Annotated in this window: 19 protein-coding genes and 1 pseudogene; 9 read left to right on the top strand and 11 right to left on the bottom strand. The window is 69.3% G+C overall.

Annotated features, from left to right (window positions below):
• Positions 1 to 99: 99 nt before the first annotated feature.
• Complete coding sequence (locus OHA99_RS37270) at positions 100 to 1404, top strand: XRE family transcriptional regulator (protein ID WP_331723875.1); 1305 nt, start codon at positions 100 to 102, stop codon at positions 1402 to 1404.
• On the opposite strand, the gene cutA is transcribed toward OHA99_RS37270, so the two are convergent.
• On the bottom strand, positions 1401 to 1721 hold the full coding sequence (gene cutA, locus OHA99_RS37275; RefSeq protein ID WP_331723876.1) for a divalent-cation tolerance protein CutA: 321 nt from the start codon (positions 1719 to 1721) through the stop codon (positions 1401 to 1403). The two genes, OHA99_RS37270 and cutA, sit on opposite strands and share 4 nt — an antisense overlap.
• An 87-nt stretch (positions 1722 to 1808) precedes the next feature.
• On the opposite strand from cutA, the pseudogene OHA99_RS37280 reads away from it, so the two are divergent.
• A pseudogene (locus OHA99_RS37280) lies at positions 1809 to 2045 on the top strand (IS5/IS1182 family transposase); the annotation flags it as partial.
• A gap of 1274 nt (positions 2046 to 3319) precedes the next feature.
• Here the strand turns inward: OHA99_RS37280 and OHA99_RS37285 are convergent.
• Positions 3320 to 4189, bottom strand: a complete 870-nt coding sequence (locus OHA99_RS37285; protein WP_331723877.1) for an NAD(P)H-binding protein — start codon at positions 4187 to 4189, stop codon at positions 3320 to 3322.
• A 158-nt stretch (positions 4190 to 4347) separates the two neighbouring features.
• Between OHA99_RS37285 and OHA99_RS37290 the strand changes: the two genes are divergently transcribed.
• Complete coding sequence (locus tag OHA99_RS37290; RefSeq protein ID WP_108989966.1) at positions 4348 to 5016, top strand: ScbR family autoregulator-binding transcription factor; 669 nt, start codon at positions 4348 to 4350, stop codon at positions 5014 to 5016.
• Here OHA99_RS37290 and OHA99_RS37295 read toward each other — a convergent pair.
• On the bottom strand, positions 5009 to 6550 hold the full coding sequence (locus tag OHA99_RS37295; protein ID WP_331723878.1) for an FAD-dependent monooxygenase: 1542 nt from the start codon (positions 6548 to 6550) through the stop codon (positions 5009 to 5011). The two genes, OHA99_RS37290 and OHA99_RS37295, sit on opposite strands and share 8 nt — an antisense overlap.
• A gap of 836 nt (positions 6551 to 7386) precedes the next feature.
• Between OHA99_RS37295 and OHA99_RS37300 the strand changes: the two genes are divergently transcribed.
• Both OHA99_RS37300 and OHA99_RS37305 read left to right on the top strand, forming a co-directional pair.
• Positions 7387 to 7839 (top strand): MarR family transcriptional regulator, encoded by a 453-nt coding sequence (locus OHA99_RS37300; protein WP_007387459.1) that lies wholly within the window; start codon positions 7387 to 7389, stop codon positions 7837 to 7839.
• Complete coding sequence (locus OHA99_RS37305) at positions 7836 to 8147, top strand: hypothetical protein (protein WP_007387460.1); 312 nt, start codon at positions 7836 to 7838, stop codon at positions 8145 to 8147. The genes OHA99_RS37300 and OHA99_RS37305 overlap by 4 nt, the downstream gene beginning before the upstream one ends.
• Before the next feature lie 193 nt (positions 8148 to 8340).
• Here OHA99_RS37305 and OHA99_RS37310 read toward each other — a convergent pair whose 3' ends face one another.
• From OHA99_RS37310 to OHA99_RS37320, 3 genes are all read right to left on the bottom strand, one after another.
• Complete coding sequence (locus OHA99_RS37310) at positions 8341 to 8799, bottom strand: iron chaperone (RefSeq protein WP_153182513.1); 459 nt, start codon at positions 8797 to 8799, stop codon at positions 8341 to 8343.
• A 277-nt stretch (positions 8800 to 9076) separates the two neighbouring features.
• Positions 9077 to 10201, bottom strand: a complete 1125-nt coding sequence (locus OHA99_RS37315) for a ParB/RepB/Spo0J family partition protein (RefSeq protein ID WP_331723879.1) — start codon at positions 10199 to 10201, stop codon at positions 9077 to 9079.
• Positions 10198 to 11361, bottom strand: a complete 1164-nt coding sequence (locus OHA99_RS37320; RefSeq protein WP_331723880.1) for a ParA family protein — start codon at positions 11359 to 11361, stop codon at positions 10198 to 10200. Before OHA99_RS37320 ends, OHA99_RS37315 begins: the two co-directional genes overlap by 4 nt.
• A 287-nt stretch (positions 11362 to 11648) precedes the next feature.
• Between OHA99_RS37320 and OHA99_RS37325 the strand changes: the two genes are divergently transcribed.
• Entirely contained in the window at positions 11649 to 12491 is an 843-nt protein-coding gene (locus tag OHA99_RS37325) for a MerR family transcriptional regulator (protein WP_331723881.1), read from the top strand.
• A 548-nt stretch (positions 12492 to 13039) separates the two neighbouring features.
• Here the strand turns inward: OHA99_RS37325 and OHA99_RS37330 are convergent.
• Together OHA99_RS37330 and OHA99_RS37335 are read right to left on the bottom strand one after the other, a co-directional pair.
• Positions 13040 to 13588, bottom strand: a complete 549-nt coding sequence (locus tag OHA99_RS37330) for a hypothetical protein (protein WP_153182509.1) — start codon at positions 13586 to 13588, stop codon at positions 13040 to 13042.
• Positions 13589 to 13590: 2 nt separating this feature from the next.
• Positions 13591 to 14136 carry a transcriptional regulator gene (locus OHA99_RS37335; protein WP_228126411.1) on the bottom strand — a complete coding sequence of 182 codons (546 nt, stop codon included), beginning with the start codon at positions 14134 to 14136 and terminating at the stop codon, positions 13591 to 13593.
• A gap of 846 nt (positions 14137 to 14982) precedes the next feature.
• Here OHA99_RS37335 and OHA99_RS37340 point away from each other — a divergent pair.
• Complete coding sequence (locus OHA99_RS37340; RefSeq protein ID WP_331723882.1) at positions 14983 to 15630, top strand: hypothetical protein; 648 nt, start codon at positions 14983 to 14985, stop codon at positions 15628 to 15630.
• On the opposite strand, the gene OHA99_RS37345 is transcribed toward OHA99_RS37340, so the two are convergent.
• Both OHA99_RS37345 and OHA99_RS37350 read right to left on the bottom strand, forming a co-directional pair.
• On the bottom strand, positions 15574 to 16173 hold the full coding sequence (locus tag OHA99_RS37345) for a cysteine hydrolase (protein ID WP_405699199.1): 600 nt from the start codon (positions 16171 to 16173) through the stop codon (positions 15574 to 15576). The genes OHA99_RS37340 and OHA99_RS37345 overlap by 57 nt on opposite strands.
• A gap of 97 nt (positions 16174 to 16270) precedes the next feature.
• Positions 16271 to 17515 (bottom strand): MFS transporter, encoded by a 1245-nt coding sequence (locus OHA99_RS37350; RefSeq protein WP_331723884.1) that lies wholly within the window; start codon positions 17513 to 17515, stop codon positions 16271 to 16273.
• Between the two features lie 761 nt (positions 17516 to 18276).
• On the opposite strand from OHA99_RS37350, the gene OHA99_RS37355 reads away from it, so the two are divergent.
• Entirely contained in the window at positions 18277 to 18828 is a 552-nt protein-coding gene (locus OHA99_RS37355) for a YciI family protein (protein ID WP_282882885.1), read from the top strand.
• Positions 18829 to 18998: 170 nt separating this feature from the next.
• Positions 18999 to 19382: a peptidoglycan-binding domain-containing protein gene (locus OHA99_RS37360; protein WP_331723886.1), complete on the top strand. Its 384-nt coding sequence runs from the start codon at positions 18999 to 19001 to the stop codon at positions 19380 to 19382.
• A gap of 77 nt (positions 19383 to 19459) precedes the next feature.
• Here the strand turns inward: OHA99_RS37360 and OHA99_RS37365 are convergent, their stop codons facing one another.
• Positions 19460 to 19873 (bottom strand): MerR family transcriptional regulator, encoded by a 414-nt coding sequence (locus OHA99_RS37365; protein WP_164387103.1) that lies wholly within the window; start codon positions 19871 to 19873, stop codon positions 19460 to 19462.
• Positions 19874 to 19937 lie beyond the last annotated feature (64 nt).

Below are 19937 nucleotides of genomic sequence, written 5' to 3' on the forward strand. Positions count from 1 at the left end.
ATCCCGCCGAAGTCTGCACATCCCAGCCACGGGTATACCCATGATGGGTACACGACTTGATGAGCAGTCGCGCACACTCAGGCGAGCAGGAAGTGCCGCATGCCCTACCAGCCACCTACCGCCCTGCCCGCAGGCCTCCTCAACGACGAGGAGATCCAACGCGCCCTCCGCCAACACGACTTCGGAGCCATCTTCCGAATCGCACGCAGCCGCGCGGGCATCCCCTACGCGCGGATCGCCGAGGAGTGCGATATCAAACCGATCCGCGTCGGCGAGGTGGCACGCGGAAAGGGACAGATCACGTCGTTCGCGAAGGTCGTTGCCATCTCCGACGCCTTACGCGTGCCGGGCCACATGGTCGGGCTGGCGCCCCGCCCCTGGGAGGACAGTGGCTCTCCTGGGACCGAGAACACCCCAGAGAACGGAACCGCCGTGCGCCGCCGTACTGTCCTTCAAGCCGCTACGACTGCGGGCCTCGCGGCCGCGCTTCCAGCCTTGCACCGGCCGGCGGCCCCGCTCCACGTGACGAACGGCTACGTCGACGAGCTACGGCGGCGCACCGCACGGCTCCGACATCTGGACGAATTTCTCGGCGGCGGTGACACCTACCGGGTCTACCTGGGCGAGTACCAGGCCACCAAATCCCTGCTGCGCGACGCCACTTTTACCCCCTCCTCCAAGCGCAAGCTGGTTGCCCTGCTCGCCGAGCAGGCCCAGCAGGCCGGATGGGCCGCCTTCGACGGCGGCAGGCAGGCCGATGCCCACAGCCTGTACGAGGAGAGCAAGGCCGCAGCTCTCGAAGCAGACGACGGCGACCTCCACGGCAACGCTCTCGCGTTCCTCGCCTACCAGGCTCCGGACCCGCAGGTGGCTGTCAAGATCGCCTCGAGCAGTTGCGAAGCGATCAGCCCTGGTTCCCCTGCCGGAGTCCGCGCCCTCCTCCACGAGCGCCTCGCGTGGGCCTGCGCGGTCGCTGGGGAGACATCCCGTACGGAACGTGCCCTCGACGCGGCGCGGGCCGCGCTTGAGGAGCAGGAAGCCGGCGAGCCTCAACCCGACTGGGCCGCATGGGTCGACGACACGGAGCTGAACATCATGACCGGCCGCTGCTGGACAGAACTGCGCCGCCCGCTTCGGGCGGTCCCCGTACTGATCCGGGCGCTCGACCAGTACGACGACCATCACGCCAGGGACAAGGCGCTCTATCTCTCGTGGCTGGCAGACTCCTACCTCGCGGCCGAGGAGGTGGAGGAGGCCGCTGCGGTGACCGGCCGCGCCCTGAACCTGGCGTCCGGGGTGGCCTCCGTACGGCCTCGGAAGAGGCTCACTCCGGTCCTGAAAGAGCTGCAGCGGTACCGGAACGTCGGCGCCGTACAGAACGTCCTCCAGGCGGCCGGTGCCTAGACCGGCTCGACGGAGTCCTTGATCCACTGGAGGCATCGGAACGCACCTTCGATGGGAACAGCGATCACCTCCGGGTTGTCCCACGGATGGCTGTCCAGGAGATGCTTCTCCAGCTCCGCATACCGGTCCCGGGTCGTGGTGAGCTGGAGCCTCCACTCCTCCCCCTCCCCGAATTCGCCGAGATGCCAGAACACCGACACCACGGGGCCGACGATCTGCGCTCCTGCGGCCAGGCGTGCGCGCACGGCCCCTTGGGCGAGGGCGACGGCTTGAGCACGTTGCGGGGTGGCAGTGGACACCTGCACAAACTCAGTCATGCCCCGAGACTAACCACCGCGTCCGGTCAGAGGGATGGGCTAGGACCTGTTGCGAAAGTGGATCTTGTCTGTAGATGATCATGTGCCGTCATCACGGCCGGGCAGCAAGGTAATTCCCCTCAGTTCGAGCCGGTGCTGGAGGCGATACGGGTGCCTCAGCAGGGCCGGGGACGACCTCGCACACGCCTGGCCCGGGTCCGGGCGGACAAGGCGTACGACTCTCGCAGGAACCGCTCCTACCTGCGGCGGCGTGACATCAAAGCCACCATCCCGGTCCCTGCGGACCGTGTCCACAACCGCCGCAAGCTCGGCTCCCGCGGAGGCCTCCTGGATCCGCTGGTCGAGGCCGTCCTCGCACCACAGGGTGAAGTAGTAGAACACCGCCGACCAGGCCCCGAAGAGGCCCCGGAAGCCCACCAGGCGCCAAGAACAAACACCGGGGCACCCCGCTACGACGTCGGCAAGACCGTCAAACGCCCCGAGACCCTCAAGGCCCTCGGCAAGCCCAGAAGATCTTGGTAGACAAAGAACAAGCTCAGGTACCGAGGAGTTCAATGACTTCGCCCACCCGGCGGACCGGGAGGGGGCCCACCGCGGCGTTGGCGCCAGCCGGGAGACCACTGCGCTGAGCCACTCTGGGTCTCCGAGGCGGTGCAGCGCCTTCGCCTCGGACATCTTCGTGACCAGGGCGATTACCAGAGCCATGTGCGTGGACGTGTAAGTGTGGTCGTGGTGGGTGTAGTTCACCCACCAAGGCTCGTCTCGATCACGAATGCCGGACAGGGAGCAGCCATTGCGGCCACCGTCCATGTAGCCGCCGCCTGCCGCGACGACGACACCCCCGGTGCGGGTGGCCATCCATGGCTTCATGGTGGCCCTCAGCCGAACGGTGTGGATGCTGTTCCACAGGAGGATGTCCCGTGGGACAGCCTCTCCTTGTATGTGGTGCTGGATGCCTTCGGCAGCGAGCACAAGGCACGACCCATCGTTCCGCTTTGGGTCCCCGATGACCCATGGTTCCCGACCAGTTCCAGCGGCCCTAGGTGCTGCATCATGCTCCCCGTCGATCACGCGTTCCCCTGCTCCGAATTTGCCCGCAGCAGACCCGTCGAGGAATTCCTCCGTACATCGGCCAGGGGCAGTGTGCCCGGTTCCCCTGTGCCAAGGCACCTCCGGCAAGTTGAAACTCACGCTGGCCGGGCGCAGGGACCTGCCCGACGTCGCCACGGCCTCCGCGTCGCAGTATTCGCACGAGGGGCTACGAGCGCCGATCCCGTGATCGTGTGCCATCGAAGCCCTCGCCCGGTGTAGCCCTCCACGGGCCCCGCAGCGTCGACCTTGCCCTCGCCGGACGTTTCCGGATGCCCGGCCGCGCTGCACTCGTTCCAGCCCTGCAGGCGGCACAGCGCTGCGTTGAACCGCACCCGGCTGTCGTACTGAACCGCCGGGTAGACGTCCTCGCCGTCGCCGAGCCCTCTACCTCCAGCCCGTACAACTGGTCGTTGCCGTCGACGGTCCGGAACCGATCCTGGCAGGGCCCCGGTCCGCCCGCCCCACTCGCCACACCCTCCCGAGCGCCCAGGAGAAGCGCCCCGCCCCTACCGCCCCCCGGCGGACGACGGCACGGCGCCGAACGCCTCGAGGTGGTCCTCGGCCCACGTCCGGTAGGGCCGGGCCGCGCGGCCGGTGAGCCGCAGGACCGTGTCCTCGACGCCCGCCTTGGCCCCGGCGTGCTGCCGTTCCGCACTGGCCAGCAGCGCCTCCGCCACGGCCTCGGGATGCCGCCGGCGCAGCACGGCACGCGCCCGGCGGGGTGACAGCTCCTCGAAGCGCAGCGGACGGCCCAGCAGCCGGCCGAGCTGTGCCGTCTGCTCGGCCGCGCTGATCGGCTCCGGTCCGGTCAGGGTGTGCACCCGCCCCTCGTGCCCGTCCCCGGTCAGCGCGCACACGGCCGCGGCGGCGACGTCGCGCGGGTCGATGCACGCGTTGACCGAGGTGCCGTACAACCCCCGTACGACCCGTTCGGCGGCGATGGACGCCGCCCAGGAGAGCGTGTTGGACATGAAGGAGCGCGGGCGCAGCAGGGTCCAGCGCAGGCCGGAGTCGCGCAGCAGGTCCTCGTTCGCGCGCTGCCAGCGGGTGACGAGGTCGTCCGCCCCGCGGTCGGCCACGGCGGCCGCGGACACCTTGACCAGGTGCCCCACCCCCGCCGCGCGCGCCGCACGGACGAAGCGCGCGTCGTCGTCGCCGCCGACCCGGCAGGTGACGACCAGCGCGCGGTCCACCCCCGCGAGGGCGCGCTCCAGCGAACCCGTGTCGGCGTAGTCGCCGGCCACGACCTCCGTCGCGCGGTCCCGCGGCGCCACCCGCGAGGGTTCCCGGGCCAGGACGCGCACCGCGAGTCCGGCGGGAAGCATGCGCAGGACCTCCCGTCCGACGGTCCCGGTGGCGCCCGTCACGAGAATCACCGATCTTCCCCCTTCGCCGAAAGGGCCGGAAGCGGTCTTCGCCTCGTCTTGAGGTCAACCACTGCACCGGCTGTAAGATACATACTGTGCGGTTTTTTTGCGGGGTCGCCGAAGCCTCCGTCCGCCGAAGCGATCGTCAGGAAGAGGGAGGACCGCAAGTGGTGAAGCAGGACCGTGCCGTCCGTACGCGCAAGAACATCCTCGAAGCGGCGGCCAAGATCTTCGAGGAGCGCGGATACCAGGCCGCCACCATCGCCGAGGTGCTCAACGCCGCAGGCGTGACCAAGGGAGCTCTGTACTTCCACTTCGAGTCGAAGGAACAGCTGGCCCAGGGCGTCCTGCACGAACAGGACCAGCGGTTCGTCATCCCCGGCCGCCCCTGCAAGATCCAGGAACTCGCCGACGTCGTCCTGCTGCACGCCTATCGCTTGCAGACCGACCCGATGGTGCGCGCGGGCGTGCGGCTGACCATGGACCAGCACGCGGAGGGCCTCGACCGCAGCGGGCCCTTCCTGCGCTGGAGCGTCGTCGTCCGGGAACTGCTGGACACGGCCCGCAGCCAGGGCGAGCTGCTGCCCCAGGTCGTGCCGTCCGTGACCGCCGACGTCGTGGTGGGCACGTTCGCGGGCGTGCAGTCCATGTCCCAGACCGTCAGCGGCTACCAGGACCTCCAGAGCAGGTCCTCCGCACTGCTGCGTCATCTCTTCCCCAGCATCGCCGTGCCCTCCGTACTGGCCTCGCTGGACCTGTCCGAGTCGCGGGGCGAAGTCGTCTACGACGAGATCCGGAGCCGCTTCGAGCAGCAGCCGGCGGCCGCCGTCAGCTGAGCACCCCGGCGCCCGTCATGACCGCCCGCTCCCCGGACCGGGGCGACCGCTCGCCGAAGTACAGCGACAGCGCGTCCTCCAGACGGTCCCCGTCCGGGGCGGCGGCCCAGGCGACGTAGCCGTCGGGCAGCACCAGCAGAGCCTCGCACGGCACGTCGGGCGTGGGCGCCACGTGGACCGTCCGCACCACGTCCTCCCACCCGCGCGCCCGCTCGGCGTGCCGCCCGCCCGCCCATCCGAACAGCAGCAGCACCGGCCTGCCGGGCCGCAACAGCCCGATCACGTCCGTCCGGCCCGCGCCCGTCCTCAGTCCCAGGTTCTGCAGGAACCTTCCCGTCCATGCGGAGGGCCGCCGCGTACGCCCGGGAAGCACCGTGTCCTGACCGCTGATCAGATCGCTGAGGTGGTGGCTCTCCCGGTCGGCCGCCACGAGCCCGCAGAACAGGGCGCGCAGCGAGTCGGCCCCGGGCTCCGAGCGCATCAGGGCGAGCTGGGCCACCGTGTTGTCGATGACCCGCCGGGCGGCCGGACGGCGTTCCTGGTCGTAGGTGTCGAGCAGGTCACCGCCCGCGTGCCCGCGCACGGCGAGCGCGAGTTTCCAGCCCAGGTTGAGGGCGTCCTGGACGCCGGTGCTCAGCCCCTGGGCGCCGACCGGGAAGTGCAGGTGCGCCGCGTCCCCGGCGAGGAAGACCCGTCCCAGGCGGTAGGAGCGGGCGAGCCGCGCGAAGTCGCTGAACCGGCTGAGCCAGCGCGGCTCCCGGAACGCGATCTCCCGCCCCGCGATCCGGGCCAGCTCGTCCCGCAACTCCCCCGTGCTGGGCGGCAGGTGACGGTCGGGATGGGGACCGGAGCAGTCGAGGGTCCGGACGTGGGTGCCGACGCCCGGGATGTCGTGCGCGACGATCCAGCCGCGCGGGGTGCGGTGCCAGCCCGGCGGCAGCTCCCGGGCGTCCTCCAGCGTGACCAGCGCCGCCAGCCCGGACGTCGTGGCCCGGAAGCTCTCCGACGGCACCCCCGCCAACTCCCGTACGGTGCTGCGGCCGCCGTCCGCGCCCACGAGGTACCGGGCGGCGTACTCGACGCACCCCGCGGGCCCCTGGACCGTGACCCGGACGTCCCGCTCCTCCTGGACCACCCCGGTCACGCGGCGCCCGCGCAGGACCCGCACCCCGACCGCCCGTGCCCGCTGCTCGAACAGCCGCTCCAGTTCGGCCTGGGGGCACTTCAGGACGGGGCCCGGCTCCGAGGCGGGCGCGGTGATGCACAGGCCCGGTATCCCGGCGAACCGGAACGGAGCCTCGGCCTTCTCCCCCGCCGGCGCCGTCCCGCCGACGAGTTCGGGGAAGTACCCCCGCCTGGCCAGCCCCTGGAGGGCCCGTGCGTGCAGCACCCTCGCCTTGGGGCGTTCCGAGACCGAGGCCTTCGTCTCCAGCACCACGGTGTCGACTCCGCGTTCCCCCAGTTCGGCCGCGAGCAGCATGCCGACGGGGCCTCCTCCCACCACCACGACCTGCGCGTGCAGACGATTTCTCACCGTAGGACCTCCCCTTGGTCTCTAGGGCGTTGCCGCAGGGGCGTACCGCCCGCCTCCGTCGAGCGGGGCGGCGCGAGGCCACAAAATAAACCGAATGGACGGTTCTTTTCAAGAGGAGGGAACGGACCACGATCCGGCCGCCGGAATTCCGGGCTCTGGCCTGCGGTCACCCGCCCCCTCCCGCCCCACACCCACCCCCCGACCACCCTCCTACCGACATGACGTGGCCGGCCCCGGTGGGGGTCGTCCGAGACACACGCGCGCCTGGGACATCGGGCGCGGGCGCGTCGTGGCGGGCTTTCGGTGGTACAGGTCCAGACGGCGTGCAGGGGTGCTCGAGGCCGTGTCCAAGGAGCCCGTACGGGAGGTGCCTCAAGGCACCGCGCGACAACCTCCCGGGAGCGGAAGACCGAGGCAGCATCGCGCGGCACCGGGTCCCCCCGCGACCGTCGTGTGGAAGCTGAAGAGGGCGCCACCCCCGAACCGCGTCCGGCCTGCGAAAACGCAGTTCAGCACCCAGATCCTGCGAACTGCCGGGCAGTTCCTGAGAACTGGGAGGACGTTCCTGCGAACTGAGTACCCGGTTCCTGTGGACCGCCACCACGTCCACAGGAACTGGGTACCACGATCCCAGGAACGTCCTGGATTGCTCTCAGGTCAATGAGCTGCCCCGGTAGATTGCCGTTCGGGCCGCGCCCGCAGAGCAAACGGCACGGCAAGCGACACGGCCCGTGAAGCCGAGTTGATTGACTTCCTGCTCATGTCCGTTAGGTTCATCGAGTCAGTGCCCGGCCGTCGCACGAACACATCCACCACCCCCGTCCACGGAGGGTCCGTTGGGAGCAGTACGCAGACTGGTCGACGCCGACACGGGCGAGGTGGTCCCCTACGCGCCGTACGCCTTCTCGGGCCGGCACACCCAGGTGGACAAGGCCCGCGTCGAGGCGATCACGGAGTCCAAGGCGTTCACCCCGAGCCAGAAGTTCCTGGTCCTGTGGTGGATCGGCGTCTCCCCCGAAGGCATGGACCCACTGAGGTCGACGGGAGCGGACATCGCCCGACGGGTGGGAATGTCCACGGATGCCGTCGGCAAGATCAACCGTAAGCTGGTCAAGCACCGCATCCTGATCGTGCGGGGCCGCATCGGCAACTACAACCTCTACAGGATCAGCCCCTACATCGCGTTTCACGGGACTGGTCTCGAGCAACGTGAAGCGGTGAGGACGTGCAAGCCACCGGACATCCCCGGCTTCAACGAAATGACCCCTGCACGGTGGGAGGCGCAGTGACCAGCGACGACAAGCAGAGGAACCTGGAACTGCTGCAGGCCACCGCCGGCATGACCGCCAACCAGCGCCTCGTCGTCATGCTCTACGCCCTGCACCCGACGGACCGCGCGGGCGCGGTCACGGAGACCGCGGCCAACCTGGCCGCCCTGGTGGGCATGTCCGCCCCCGTCTTCTCCCGCACCCGCAAGCAGGTCATCGAGTCCGGCTGGCTCGAGGAGTCGGACCGCCTCGCCCACATCCGCTACTACCGCCTGAGCCCCAAGGCCCTCGGCGAGAACGTCGTCGTCCCCCTGCGCCGCGCGACGTGACCCGTCCCCCGGGGAGCGCTGCTCATTGCCCTGACGTCAATGAAGAGCGCTCCCAGGGACGCCTTGATTGACCCGACGCACATGCGGCGAAGGCGTCCGTGACCATGCGATACGGCGGTAAGACGGAGCAAGGCAGAGGCAAGCAAGAGGGCCCCGCCGCGAGAACGGCGAGGCCCTGACGGCTGCGCAGGGATCAGCCCTGGCTCACGGCCTGCTTCACCAGCGCGGCGATCTGCTTCTCCACCTCGGGCGTCACCTTGGCCAGGGCGAAACCGGCCGCCCACATGTCGCCGTCGTCCAGGTTCGCCTGATCGCTGAAACCGAGCGTCGCGTAACGCGCCTTGAACTTCGCCGCGCTCTGGAAGAAGCAGATCATCTTCCCGTCCAGGGCGTAGGCGGGCATGCCGTACCAGAGCTTCGGCGCGATGTCCGGCGCGGTCTCCGTCACGACCGCATGCACCCGCTCGGCCATGACCCGGTCCGAGTCCTGCATCTCCGCGATCTTGTCGAGCACGTCCTGCGCCGCCAACGCCGCCTTGTCCGCGCGCGAGCCACGCCGCGCCGCCGCCTTCTGCTCCTTGGCGTGGTCCTTCATCGCGGCACGTTCCTCGGCCGAGAAGCCTTCGTACGTGCTGTTCTCGGTGCTGCTCATGGTCCCTCCCGTAGCCCGTGGGTCTGCTCGCCCGACCCGGTACGTCTCGCGAGCCCGGTCACTCTCCCAGTACAACACCCACCCCGCACACAGCCCTCGAGATCCACTCGAGCCTGCCTCGAATGCCGCACGCGGTACGCCCGGTGGTGGGTCAGGACGGCGTCATGCCGGCACCGGTTCGGCCACCCACTTCCTGAAACGACGCGGCCCCCCGTTCGCCGGCACGGAGGCGGGCGAACGGGGGGGGCCGGCCGGGACCGGGCAAGGGGCTGCTCCGCTAGCGGGCTGCCAGCTCGGCCAGCAATGCCTTGTACTCGTCCGGGTGCTGCTCCCGCAGGATGTCCATCCACACCCGAGTGCCTTGGACGAACGTCTCGGCCGTCATCTTCTGGTGCAGGTGGTGAACGCAGTAGAAGGCGTCGTCGTAGGGGAGTCGCTTGGGCTGTTTCGGCTGCGCCGCCTCCGCGTTGGCCGGGTCGGTCTCCTCCGCGCCGGCGCGCGGTTCGGGGATGGACTCGGAGGGCGACTGCTCGACCTGTTCGCGCCCGGCCGACGATGCGGCTGCGCCCGGTTGAGGCACGGCGGCCGGTGTCCCTGTCTCCGTCTCCGTCTCCGGAATTATCACGCCGTGATAATCGGCGGGGCCCGCGGAGCGTTCGACGACCTCTCGCGCAGCCTGAGTCTCCGCCTTGGCGCGGGCCGCTTCCGCCCGTTCGTCCGCCTTGGCCCGCTGCTCCTCGGCGGACAGCTTGCCGAGGTTGCGGACGTGCTCCACCTTCCGCGCCCCGGTCACCAGGTCCTTCTGCAGCTCGGGAGCGAGCTTCAGCAGGGACAGCTTGCTGGAGATGGTGTTCTGCGGAATGCCCAGCCGCTTGGCCGCCTTGGTCTGGGAACCGTAGTAGTCGACCAGGGACTTCAGGGCGTGGGCCTCCTCCAGGTCCGTCATGTCGTCGCGGTGGTAGTTCGCGACGAACGCGGCCTCGAGCAGGGCTTCGTCGGTGGCGACCCGTCCGTTGTCGACGCGGACGGGGATGGTGGCCAGACCGACGCGACGAGCGGCCTCGAGGCGCCGGTGGCCGTCGACGACGATGTACTGCGCCCCGTCGTCGAGGTCGCCGGCGCGGTCCGACCTGTTGCGCAGGTAGGCGTCGACCGTGGCCACGGCGATCGGGATGATGAGGCCGACCTCGCGGACGCTCTGCACCGTCTCGTCGAGGTTGCGCAGGTGGTTGCGCGGGTTGTCGGGATTCTCGCTGATGAGGGTGACCGGCAGCTCGGTGATGGCCGCCGCGGTCGACTCCTCCCCCCCGATGGTCTGGTCGATGAGATTGCGTCGGGAGGACCGGGCTCCACGTGCTGCACCGAACGCGGGTGCCGATCCCAGGGTGTCGGCCTTGCTCACCGGGTGGCTCCCCTCGCTACTTGCCGCATGGCTTCCGCCTGATCACTCTGGGGTGCGTAGGAGAGCAGCGGCATGCGCTTGCGGACCGCTTCCCGCTGCTCCTTCAGGTCGCCGATGACGGCGAGGACCTTCGGGTCGCCGAGCGACTTCCAGTTGTCCAGGGACGACGTGGCGACGTAACCGCGGCGTGAGTCGTAGAGGTTGACGACCAGGCCGAGGTAGTCGATCTCGAGGGAGAGGTCGTCGCAGAGGTCCTCGATCTGCTGGGCGAGCATCCCGTAGGCGGTGGCGGAGGAGTCCTCGGCGAGTACGGGGATGACGACCCCGGAGCCACCGGCGGCCTCGCCCCGGCGCCGGCGCCCGTAGTAGAGGGCGGCGTCCATGGCGATGCCGAGGCTGGGCGGGCAGTCGACGATGATGACGTCGTAGTCGGCCTCCAGGGGCCGCAGCGCCAGCTCGAGCGCGGCCTCCTTCTGGAACCCGCGCTTCTGCGTCGCCACGACGGCGATCTTCGCGTCGAGGAGGAAGCCGTCGAAGCAGGCGGGCAGGACGTGCAGGCGCTTCTCGAACCGCGGGTCCCTTATCTCCACGACGAGGTCGCGCAGGTCTCCGCTGCCTTCGCCGCACATGTGGGAGACGAGGCTGTCGTGGTCGGGCTCGATCTGGGGGACTCCGAGCTGTTCGCTGAGGTGTCCCTGCGGGTCGAAGTCGACGACGAGGACGCGCTTGCCCGCCTCGGCGTAGGCCTCGCCGATACCGGCGGAGATGGCGGTCTTGCCGACCCCGCCCTTCTGGTTGCCGACGATCTTGCGCTCGGGGTCGGTGCCGCGGGCGCCGTGCCTGGGGGAGGGGTTGGCGTCGAGCCAGCCGCGGATCGACTGGGCGAGTCCCTGGGTGTAGGAGACGCCGCGGTCGGTGCAGGTCTCCTTGAACTGCTCGTACAGCCCTGGCGGAAGCCACGTGGAGAACGACCTCGCACCGGCGGTGTCCACGTCGGCACCACCGCCCGTGCCCTCCCGCCAGCCGTTGATGGCCGCCTCGACGGCGTCCTGGATGTCCAGGCTGAGCTCGGCGGCGCGAACCTTGAGTGCTTGCTGGAGCGCCGAGGGCAGCTTGGACGCTACCTTTTCCCGGTCTCCGTCGGGGTAAGGGGATGCCATGACGTCAGCATACTGACTCCAGTTGGCGCGATGACAACCGCTTTGCATGTTCTGACGGGGTTTCACCCGATGGGCGTCCGACCCGGATTATCACGCCGTGATAATCGTCGGCTCCATCGAGCGCGGCGCCCTGCTCGCAGCGCTCGCCCAGTTGCCCGCGCGGCGGCGCAAGGCGGTGGTCCTGCGCTACACGGACATGACCGGTGTGGACAGCACCGTGGATTGCACATGCCGTAACGGCATGTGGTGTCGTCGAGGGCACCACAGCACGAAAGGCACTGTCTGCGATGTACCCCTCCGCCACGCCTCCCCGCGAGGTCAGGATCGGCGATGCCGCCGCCTTCGTCGGAACCACCCCGCGCGCCATTCGTCATTACCACCAGATCGGTCTGCTGCCGGAGCCCGAGCGAGGCGGAGACGGACGCCGCCGCTACGGCTACGACGACATGATCCGCCTGCTGTGGATCCGCAAGATGTCCGAGGCCGGCATCAGCCTGGACGACATGCGGGCCGCCTTCGACGAAGCTCGTGATGTCGAGGACGTCCTGGGCCGGCTGGAGGAGAGCCTGGCCGCCCAGGAGGCCGACATCAGGCGTCAGCGCGCGGCAGTCCAGCGCCTGCGGGTCGTGGGCAGCCCACTGGGGTTGCTCTCCCCCTTGGTCACGGACCGGCTCAGCCACCTGCCTTCCGGCGCACTACGCCCCTCCGATCTGGACACCCTGCTGGTCACGGAACGGATCTTCGGACCGCTGGGAGCCGCAATTCAGGCCAGCGTGTTCATCATCCTGGCGACCCATCCCGGCCTACGGGCCGAGGCGGACCGCCTCGACGCGGCCGACGCCGCCCTCGATGACACCGTCGACCCCTACGACCCTCGGGTCGAGGAACTCGCCGCGCGGCACTGCGCCCACCACACGAGCCTGCTCCGGGCCATCGAAGCGGCTGGGCTGGACGTGGCCGAGGAGAAGCTCTTCGAGATCTACGATGCCGAGGCGAGCGGCGAAGAGGACACCCGGATGAGTGCCTTCGAAGCGGTGACCAAGATGCCCTACGGCTTCTCCGCTGCCCGGACGCGGTGCATGGAACTCACGGCACAACTCCTTGGCAGGGACCTCTCCGCAGACAGCTGATCGCTGGTGCGGTCGTGCGTGAGGACCCCGGATCGGCCGTCGACACGAAGCCGGCGTCTCGCCCCCTCGACACGGCCCGCACACTCCACGAGCGGGAAGACCCAAGCCGACCCGCCCGCACCCCGTCGCGTGCGGGCGCATTCACCGGTCTCTTGGCGGCCGACCGGAATTATCACGCCGTGATAATCGCGCTCAGGCCCTGACCTGGCTGCCGTGCTCAGGCAGACGGCACCGAACGACGTTCGCCAAGCCCCTGGCGCCCGGTGGAGAAGGGAGAGGTCGGCACATCCCGATGGAAGAGCGTTACCGCATTGCTAAGCGAACCCGCTGCACCGTCGGATCGGTGTGCGATCCGGTCGCAGGGCAGAGTGGGACGTAGCTGAGTCGGTGCGGTCCGCCGGGAGTGCCCGGTCCGACTTGTCGGCAGGAGGGCCTTCTGTGGTGCCGAAGCCGGCGAAACGGTAAGCTGACCGACGAAACCTAGACGCATGGAGGCCCCCGCTTCGGCGGGGGCCTCCATGTTGTGCGGGACGGGATGATCGAGCCGGTCAGGGACGGGGCCGCCTGCGCCGTGACCGGTCACGGGCCGTCGAGAGGCTCAGCACCTCCGCGCTCATCTCGTCGGAGGCCTTGGCCGACACCGGCTTGGGCCGGGCCTGGGCGCTCTGGCGGCCCAGACGCTTCTCCCTCTTCTCCTGCTCCGCCCGGGCGACGGCGGCGTCGTAGCGCTGCTGATAGTCGTCGACGTCGAGACGGTCCGCGGGATCCAGGCCTCCGATCGCCTCCAGATGCTCGGGAACGCTGCGGGCGCCGCTGATCATCGGGTTGAGGACGTAGATGCCCTTGGCCTGGCGGAAAACGAGCCGGGAGAGGATCAGGGCCTGCAGACCCCTCCCCACCATCGAGCGGTGCACCTCCAGGACCTTGGCCAACTCCTCTTCGGTCACCAGGCAGCGGCCTCCCGGCTCCTGGGTTCCAATGAGCCGGAAGAGCACGCGATAGGCGATGCCCGGCATCGCCGGCATGTAGGCGAAGCCGTTGAAAGTGCCGTACGTCAGCTCCGGCGGCTCCGGGTTGGCAGACGCTGCAGTTCTCATCCTCACGCCTCCGGGTTCTTTGTCGTCCGCGCGCGCTTGCGCGTCGTCGTCGATGGTTCGGGCAGGTTCGCCCCCGGAAGAGCCATGCCCCTGAACTCTTCCGGAACGGCCGGGTCGAGCACAAGCTCGTTCAGAAGGCTCAGCTGTTCCACCTGGATCTTCACATTCCTGGCAGCCGATCCGCGGACCGGCTTCTCCATCCGTCGGTACCCTCCGCGAAGGGTCACCGCGGGCTGGAGCTGGATCGACCCCCTCTTCGGCGAATACGCCAGCCCCAGCTTCTTCAGTTTGGCCTGCGCCCGCGACACCTGTGCGGGGCTCATGCTCAGCTCGGCCGCGATCTCGCTCTGCTTGAGCTCGACGGCCCCGCCGACTTCCTGACTTCCCATCATGTAGAGCAGCACGCACAGGCTCACGTTGTCGTCCCTGAAGTACCTGGCGGCCCAGCGCAGGAACTCCAGGCTGTCCTGGGCGAAGTACTTCCCGATGAAGTCGCCTGCCGTGACAGGAGGCTTGACCTGCGCCGTGTGCCCCACGGGCAGTTCCACGACGTTCTTCCTCGGACCGAGGCCTCGGGCATAGGGGCTGCTGGGACTCGGCCCGCGGGGTGGGGAGGTGCCGGGGGTCCTGCGAGGGTCCCCATATGGCTGTGCCGGCATGACGCTGTGAGCTCCTCAAGATCGAAACCTAGACGGGGAGCACAGTAGCCATTGCGCATATACATAGCAACGAAGAGACGTATCTGCGCGTTTGGCGTGTCGAACATGACTTCGGAGTCATGTTCACGGCGACCCGGAATCAGCCCACACAGCGTTGCGCACATACATCGCAATGGGGCCCTCCTGGACCCCAAAACGACTCGCCGGATTGCGCATCTAAGTCGCAATTACCGTAGGTAAGTTGACTCCCAAGGCAAGTTGATCATGCGTAACTTGCCTTGGGAGTCAACTTTCGGAGCGTGGGCACCCCATCTGACCTGCGGTGATGTGACGCCCTCTAATCTCTATAAGCGCGGATCCGTCGTGGCTGGGGCCCCAATCGGTCTTCTGCGGCGAAGCTCTGTCCTCGTCCGACGCCCCGTCTGGCCCTCTCTTACGGACGTGGGTAAGGGCCGGTGGTACCAGGGGCCTTCGCCGGCCCCTGGACCCCGCTGCCCCCGGCACTCCTCGACGCGAATCCGTATCGTCGTGGCGCACACCGTTCGCGTCGAGGAGCACCGGGGTTGTGGCTCGGCGGTTCCGCACGGTGCCGCGTGAGTGGGGAGCCCGCGGTACCCAGGCCGACGAAGGCCTTGATCTCTCGGCGGGTTCGGGGTGGGGGCAGGCGGCAGCGAGAAAGGGATGCGGGTGTCTCTGTCCTCGGTGGTTTCGCCTACGAGCCGTCATGATGGGGACGTGGACTACAGCCTCGTCATCGCAGCCGCGCAGGCCGCAGGCCCCTGCCCAGTCGGTGAGGAGCCGTCCTGGGGCCGCCGCGTGCACGCCCTGACCGTCGACCTGCATCTGATCGCCCAGCAGGCGGCGCAGGACATCGACCGGTTGGAGAGCGCCTCGCGGTTCGTGGCGTTCCTGGAGGACGTCGGGATCGAGGAGTCCAGCCGCCGGGGCCTGCTCACCCTGCGCTCTCCGGCCGGGGAGACCGAGCACATCCGCACCGAGCAGCAGGAGACCGACCGCGGCCGCGAGCTCATCGAGCGGGCCCGCGGCCTGCGGGGGCGATGGGTGCTGGTCTTCCGGTACAACGAGAAGGCCTCCGCGACCAGGAGCGTGCGCATGCTGGCCCACCTCATGGATCTGGGCGACGGCGCCATCGCCGTGAACCTGGCGAAGAAGATCCTGCTCGACGACGCGGACGGAGCCGTCCCCCGCGCACAGGCCGCGTGGGCCGAGGCAGGTCTGCCTGACTCCGGAGCGGTCTCCGTCGAGCAGCTGCAGCAGGCCAGGGCCGGACTGCGTGCGGGGGACGGCCTCGGCTCCCGGTTCGAGTCAGTCGGCCCGGAGCAGGGTGTGCAGCCCGGTGGTGTCGATCAGGTGGGCCCGTGAGGGAAGGACCTGGTGGAGCAGGATGTTGTGGACTTCGGTGTCCGGGTCGGCCACGCCGTCGGACAGGACGTAGAGGCGGTAGTCGCGGTCTGCCGCGTCGATGACGGTGGACAGGACGGCGCCGCTGGTGCTGACGCCGGAGACGACCAGAGTGGTGATACCGCGCTCGCGTAGCTGCCGGTCGAGGTCGGTGGTGGACATACCGCCGTGGCGGACCTTGCGTACGACGATGTCGCCGTCCTGGGGGGTCAGGCGCTCGTGGACGGCGGCGGCAGGGTCCTCGTGGTGCATGACGCGGTGTCGGGCCAGCGGGGCGAAGGACTTGTTGGCGGCCGGGACCGCGTCCCAGTCGGCATCGGTGAAGCCGAGGCGTGTGTGGGCGATGGTGCCGCCGTGTGCGCGAACGTCGGCGATGGCCCCTTCCACACGGCCGAGCAGGGCGTTTCGGGCCTCGCCTTTGGGCACGAAGGCCAGGATCGCGGGCTGGCAGTCCAGGACGAGAAGAGCGGTGCGGGTGGGGTCGAGTGCGGGGGCGGTGTTCACGCGGGTGTCCTCCTTGCCGGCGGTGTGCCCGTCGACGCGGATGCGCACCGGTGAAAAGGGCTGAGGGCTGCGGACCTCGGTGGTGAGTTGCGGTGTCTCATGAGTGGCTGCGGGACGGTTCCGGTTCGTGCCGCGACGTCTGTTCCTGTCGGGGAAGCAGGAGCGGGGTGGCCAGGATGAGCAGTCCCGCGACGGTGAGCGCGGTGCGTGGGCTGGTGATGTCGGCGAGCAGCCCGGCGAGTGCGGTGAGGACGGCGATGGACGCCTGCTGGCCGATCGACCAGGCCGTCAGGGTGCGGGCGACGAGATGCTTGGGGGTGTGTTCGAGCCGGTAGGTGGCGAGCACGGGGCTGTACAGGCTCATGTTGACGATGATTGCCAGCTCGACGGCGATCACGGTGACGAGGCCGACGATGCCGGGGCGGACGAGGACCAGGCCGATCAGCCAGATGGCGCGCAGTGTGCCGACGGTCCGGAAGACCCGGTGCCGGCCGTAGCGGGCCACGACGCGGGGGGCCAGCCGGGAGCCGATGAGTCCGCCGAGGCAGGGGGCGGCGAAGGCGAGGGCGTACTGCCAGGGTGGGAAACCGAGTTGGCGAAGCAGGAGCACGGCCAGGAGCGGTTCGGTGGCCATGATCAGACCGGCGACGAGCATTTGGTTGAGGTAGAGGGGCCGCAGGCCGGGGTGGCTCATGATGTGTCGCCAGCCGTCGAGCAGTGCGCCCGCCCGGAGCGGGCTCTTGCCGGTCGTTCGCGGTGCTTCTTCCTGGCGGCGGATCGCGGTGATGCCCAGGGCGGAGAGCAGGTAGCTGAGCGCGTCGGCCACCACGGTGGTGACCGGCCCGAGCAGGCCGATCGCCGCCCCGCCCAGTGGTGGCCCCACTGCGATGGAGCTCCAGTTGGTGGACTCGAAACGCGCGTTGGCGACGAGCAGGTCGTCCGGCCGGACGAGGGCCTTGAGGTAGGCGCCGCTGGCCGCGTTGAAGGCGATCTTGGCTGCGGCGACCACGGCCGAGACCACGAGCAGGTGGACGAAGCCGAGCCGTCCGAAGGCGTAGGCGACGGGGATGGTCGCCATGGCCGCGAACCGGGCCAGGTCCATCCCGATCATGACCGGGCGCTTGCGCCGGAACTCCACCCACGGCGCGAGCGGCACAGCGATCAGCGCACCCACCGCGGGTCCTGTCGCGGACAGCACGGACACCTCGGCGGGTCCGGCGTGCAGCACCAGCACGGCGATCAGCGGCAACGCCCCGAACCCGAGCCCGGACCCGTACGCGCTCACCGCGTAGGACGCCCACAGCCAGCCGAACTCCCGGCCCAGCCGTCTCCTGCCCACCATGCTCGGCGTGCTCCCTTGGTTCTCCCCAAACAAACTGGCGTTGACCAATGAGAGACAAGCGGGCAGGGCAACGGCAGGTCAAACAACTGACCGGCCGGGAAGTCACAACTTCTGGTTGTTTCCCAAGGTGGACCGGTGTGGATCTCGAAGCCTCTGTGTCGTGCTCGGCTGCGAGATTGGCGAACTGCTGATCCCCGAGCCGGAGAAGGTCACCCGACCCGGCGAGGAGGCCGTCCAACAGGCAGCCGTTGCAGGGGCGGGGCCGTTGATGGTGTCCCACCACCGGGGCCGGCGCTCGCTCCCGCCGATGTGATGGCCCACGTCCTGCCAGCGGGGAAGCGCAAGCCGCCGACCAACTGCCCGGACTGCTTCGGCTGAGGCGTACTGCCCGGCCGCGTGTGCAGTGCGTGCAGTGCGTGCCCGAGCTTCCGCCGCAACGACGAACCCTCCGAATGCGGCGGCTGCCGCCGGATGGTGCGGTGGAAGAAGGGCTACTGCCGCCGCCTGCCGGCACAAGGCGAGCCAGGACGCCAAGGGCAAAGCCGCCGTTCTGCACCCTGCAGCTTGCCCGTATCTGGCTGGACCACCGGCGACGCCGCTGGCCCGACACTGCCGACTTGCGCCTTCTGATCAACAAACAGACCGCGCTGGAGACCGGGCCCGTCAGCGGTGTCTCGGTCTCCGTCAGGGCGAGGCCGCCGAGCGGTCATTGCGGTGAAACCCGCTCGACCTGGCCACCTGGTTGAAGAGACCCTACGGGCATGGAGTTCCTCTGCCACCACCGCGACCGGCCTGGAGCCTTGCCGCTGCGCTACGAGCTACTGGAAGAGCATTGGTCATATATGGACCGGTACGCGAAGGAGATGATCGCCCGGGGCCCGACCCTCGCCAGCGACGGCGACACACCCACCGGAAGCGTGCACATCCTCGACCTGCCCGATCCCGCCGCTGCCCGCGCGTTCGCCTTCGACGAGCCCGGCTACCAGGCCGGCGCCTACCGGGACGTGCTGCTGCGACGGTGGAGCAACACGCTGGGGCGCACCATGTGGGACTTCCCCGGCGGCCGGACCGGCGGCAACCGGTACCTGGTGCTCGGCCTCGGCACGGGACAGGCCGCCGACCTCACGGTGCCGCCCGACCGGAACGAGTTGATCGCCTACGGGCCACTGCTGTCCGACAACGGCGACACCTGGCTGGGCACAGCGGCGTTGCTCCGGGCGCCGGACCCGGACGCGGCGCGCGCCATCCTGACCCCGGACCGGTACGCCGACATCGAGGTGCACAACTGGCAGTTCGGCGGGCGCCCGTCATAACCCCGCCGCCAAGGGGCGGCTGTACCGGTGGTGTGTTGTGCGCCGGTTGATGCGGCTTGTGCTCTTGTGCGCCCCTTCGGTATACCGCCTCTGCGGCCGGTGCGGGGATAGCTTCGCACCAAATGTCCCAAGTGGCGGGCCGGGCCCGCCGGACTGGAAGGAGTGCTGGCTTGCTGAAGCGTGCGGCGTTGTCGGTGGCTGCGGCTGCCGTGCTTGCTGGGGCTGTGGTGCCGGTTGGTCTGGCGAGTGAGGCTTTCGCCGCTGGGGCCAAGGCGGGGGTGTGCAAGGACTCGGTGGACGGTGCGTACTGCGGCTACTACTCGGGGTCGGCGTACACCGATCGCGGTGATGCGGGGGCCAAGGTGAAGGAGATTCAGGCGCTGCTGATCCATCATCACGGCTACTCGGTGGGACCGAGGGGTGTGGACGGCTACTTCGGGGCGGGAACGGAGTCGGCGGTGAAGCGACTCCAGAGGGGCCATGGGTTGGAGGCCGACGGCATTGTGGGTGCGAACACGTGGGGCCGGCTGCGTGGGGAGCCGTTGGATCGCTGAGGACGGTCGGGGTCTCCCGGTGCCGAGACGCTGGCCCTTCTGAACGTCCTCGGCGCCCAGGCGGGCGACTGTCTGCACTAGGCCGTCTCGTTCGGGTCGACTGACCGTCGGTCCGGGTGGGTCGTTGGCTCCGCCGACCGTTCCAGGTACGCGTGGTTGTCCTCGATGAGGTCGTCCAGGGCGTCCCTGGCGGCGGCGAGGCCGTTGATGGCCTCGGACAGCCGGGCCCGCTCGCGGTCCATGATCTCCAGGGCCTGCCGGGCCCGGCCCTCGTTCGGCTCGGCCATGCAGGGCACCATCTGGGCGATGGTGCCGCTGGACATGCCCGCGGCCAGAAACGCCTGCACGAGGCGCACCCGCCGGACGTGCTCGTCCTCGTAGTGGCGCTGTCCGCTGGGGGAGCGGGAGCTGACGAGCAGGCCCTGTTCCTCGTAGTAGCGCAGCGACCGACGGCTGGCTCCTGTCCGGGCGGAGAGGTCACCGATCCGCATGCCGAACTCCCCCGTGCTCTTGGCCACTTGCCCCTGACACTGATGTGAGCTTTTAGGTTAGCTC

Origin of the sequence: Streptomyces coelicoflavus, from assembly GCF_045041415.1 — a bacterium.
GTDB classification, from domain to species: Bacteria; Actinomycetota; Actinomycetes; order Streptomycetales; family Streptomycetaceae; genus Streptomyces; species Streptomyces coelicoflavus.

Coding starts and splice junctions, on each gene's coding strand:
- OHA99_RS37350 (WP_331723884.1), bottom strand. CDS start 17,515: ATGGTGGGCAGGAGACGGCTGGGCCGGGAGTTCGGCTGGCTGTGGGCG.
- OHA99_RS37330 (WP_153182509.1), bottom strand. CDS start 13,588: ATGAGAACTGCAGCGTCTGCCAACCCGGAGCCGCCGGAGCTGACGTAC.
- cutA (WP_331723876.1), bottom strand. CDS start 1,721: ATGACTGAGTTTGTGCAGGTGTCCACTGCCACCCCGCAACGTGCTCAA.
- OHA99_RS37365 (WP_164387103.1), bottom strand. CDS start 19,873: ATGCGGATCGGTGACCTCTCCGCCCGGACAGGAGCCAGCCGTCGGTCG.
- OHA99_RS37310 (WP_153182513.1), bottom strand. CDS start 8,799: ATGAGCAGCACCGAGAACAGCACGTACGAAGGCTTCTCGGCCGAGGAA.
- OHA99_RS37320 (WP_331723880.1), bottom strand. CDS start 11,361: ATGGCATCCCCTTACCCCGACGGAGACCGGGAAAAGGTAGCGTCCAAG.
- OHA99_RS37270 (WP_331723875.1), top strand. CDS start 100: ATGCCCTACCAGCCACCTACCGCCCTGCCCGCAGGCCTCCTCAACGAC.
- OHA99_RS37325 (WP_331723881.1), top strand. CDS start 11,649: ATGTACCCCTCCGCCACGCCTCCCCGCGAGGTCAGGATCGGCGATGCC.
- OHA99_RS37355 (WP_282882885.1), top strand. CDS start 18,277: ATGGAGTTCCTCTGCCACCACCGCGACCGGCCTGGAGCCTTGCCGCTG.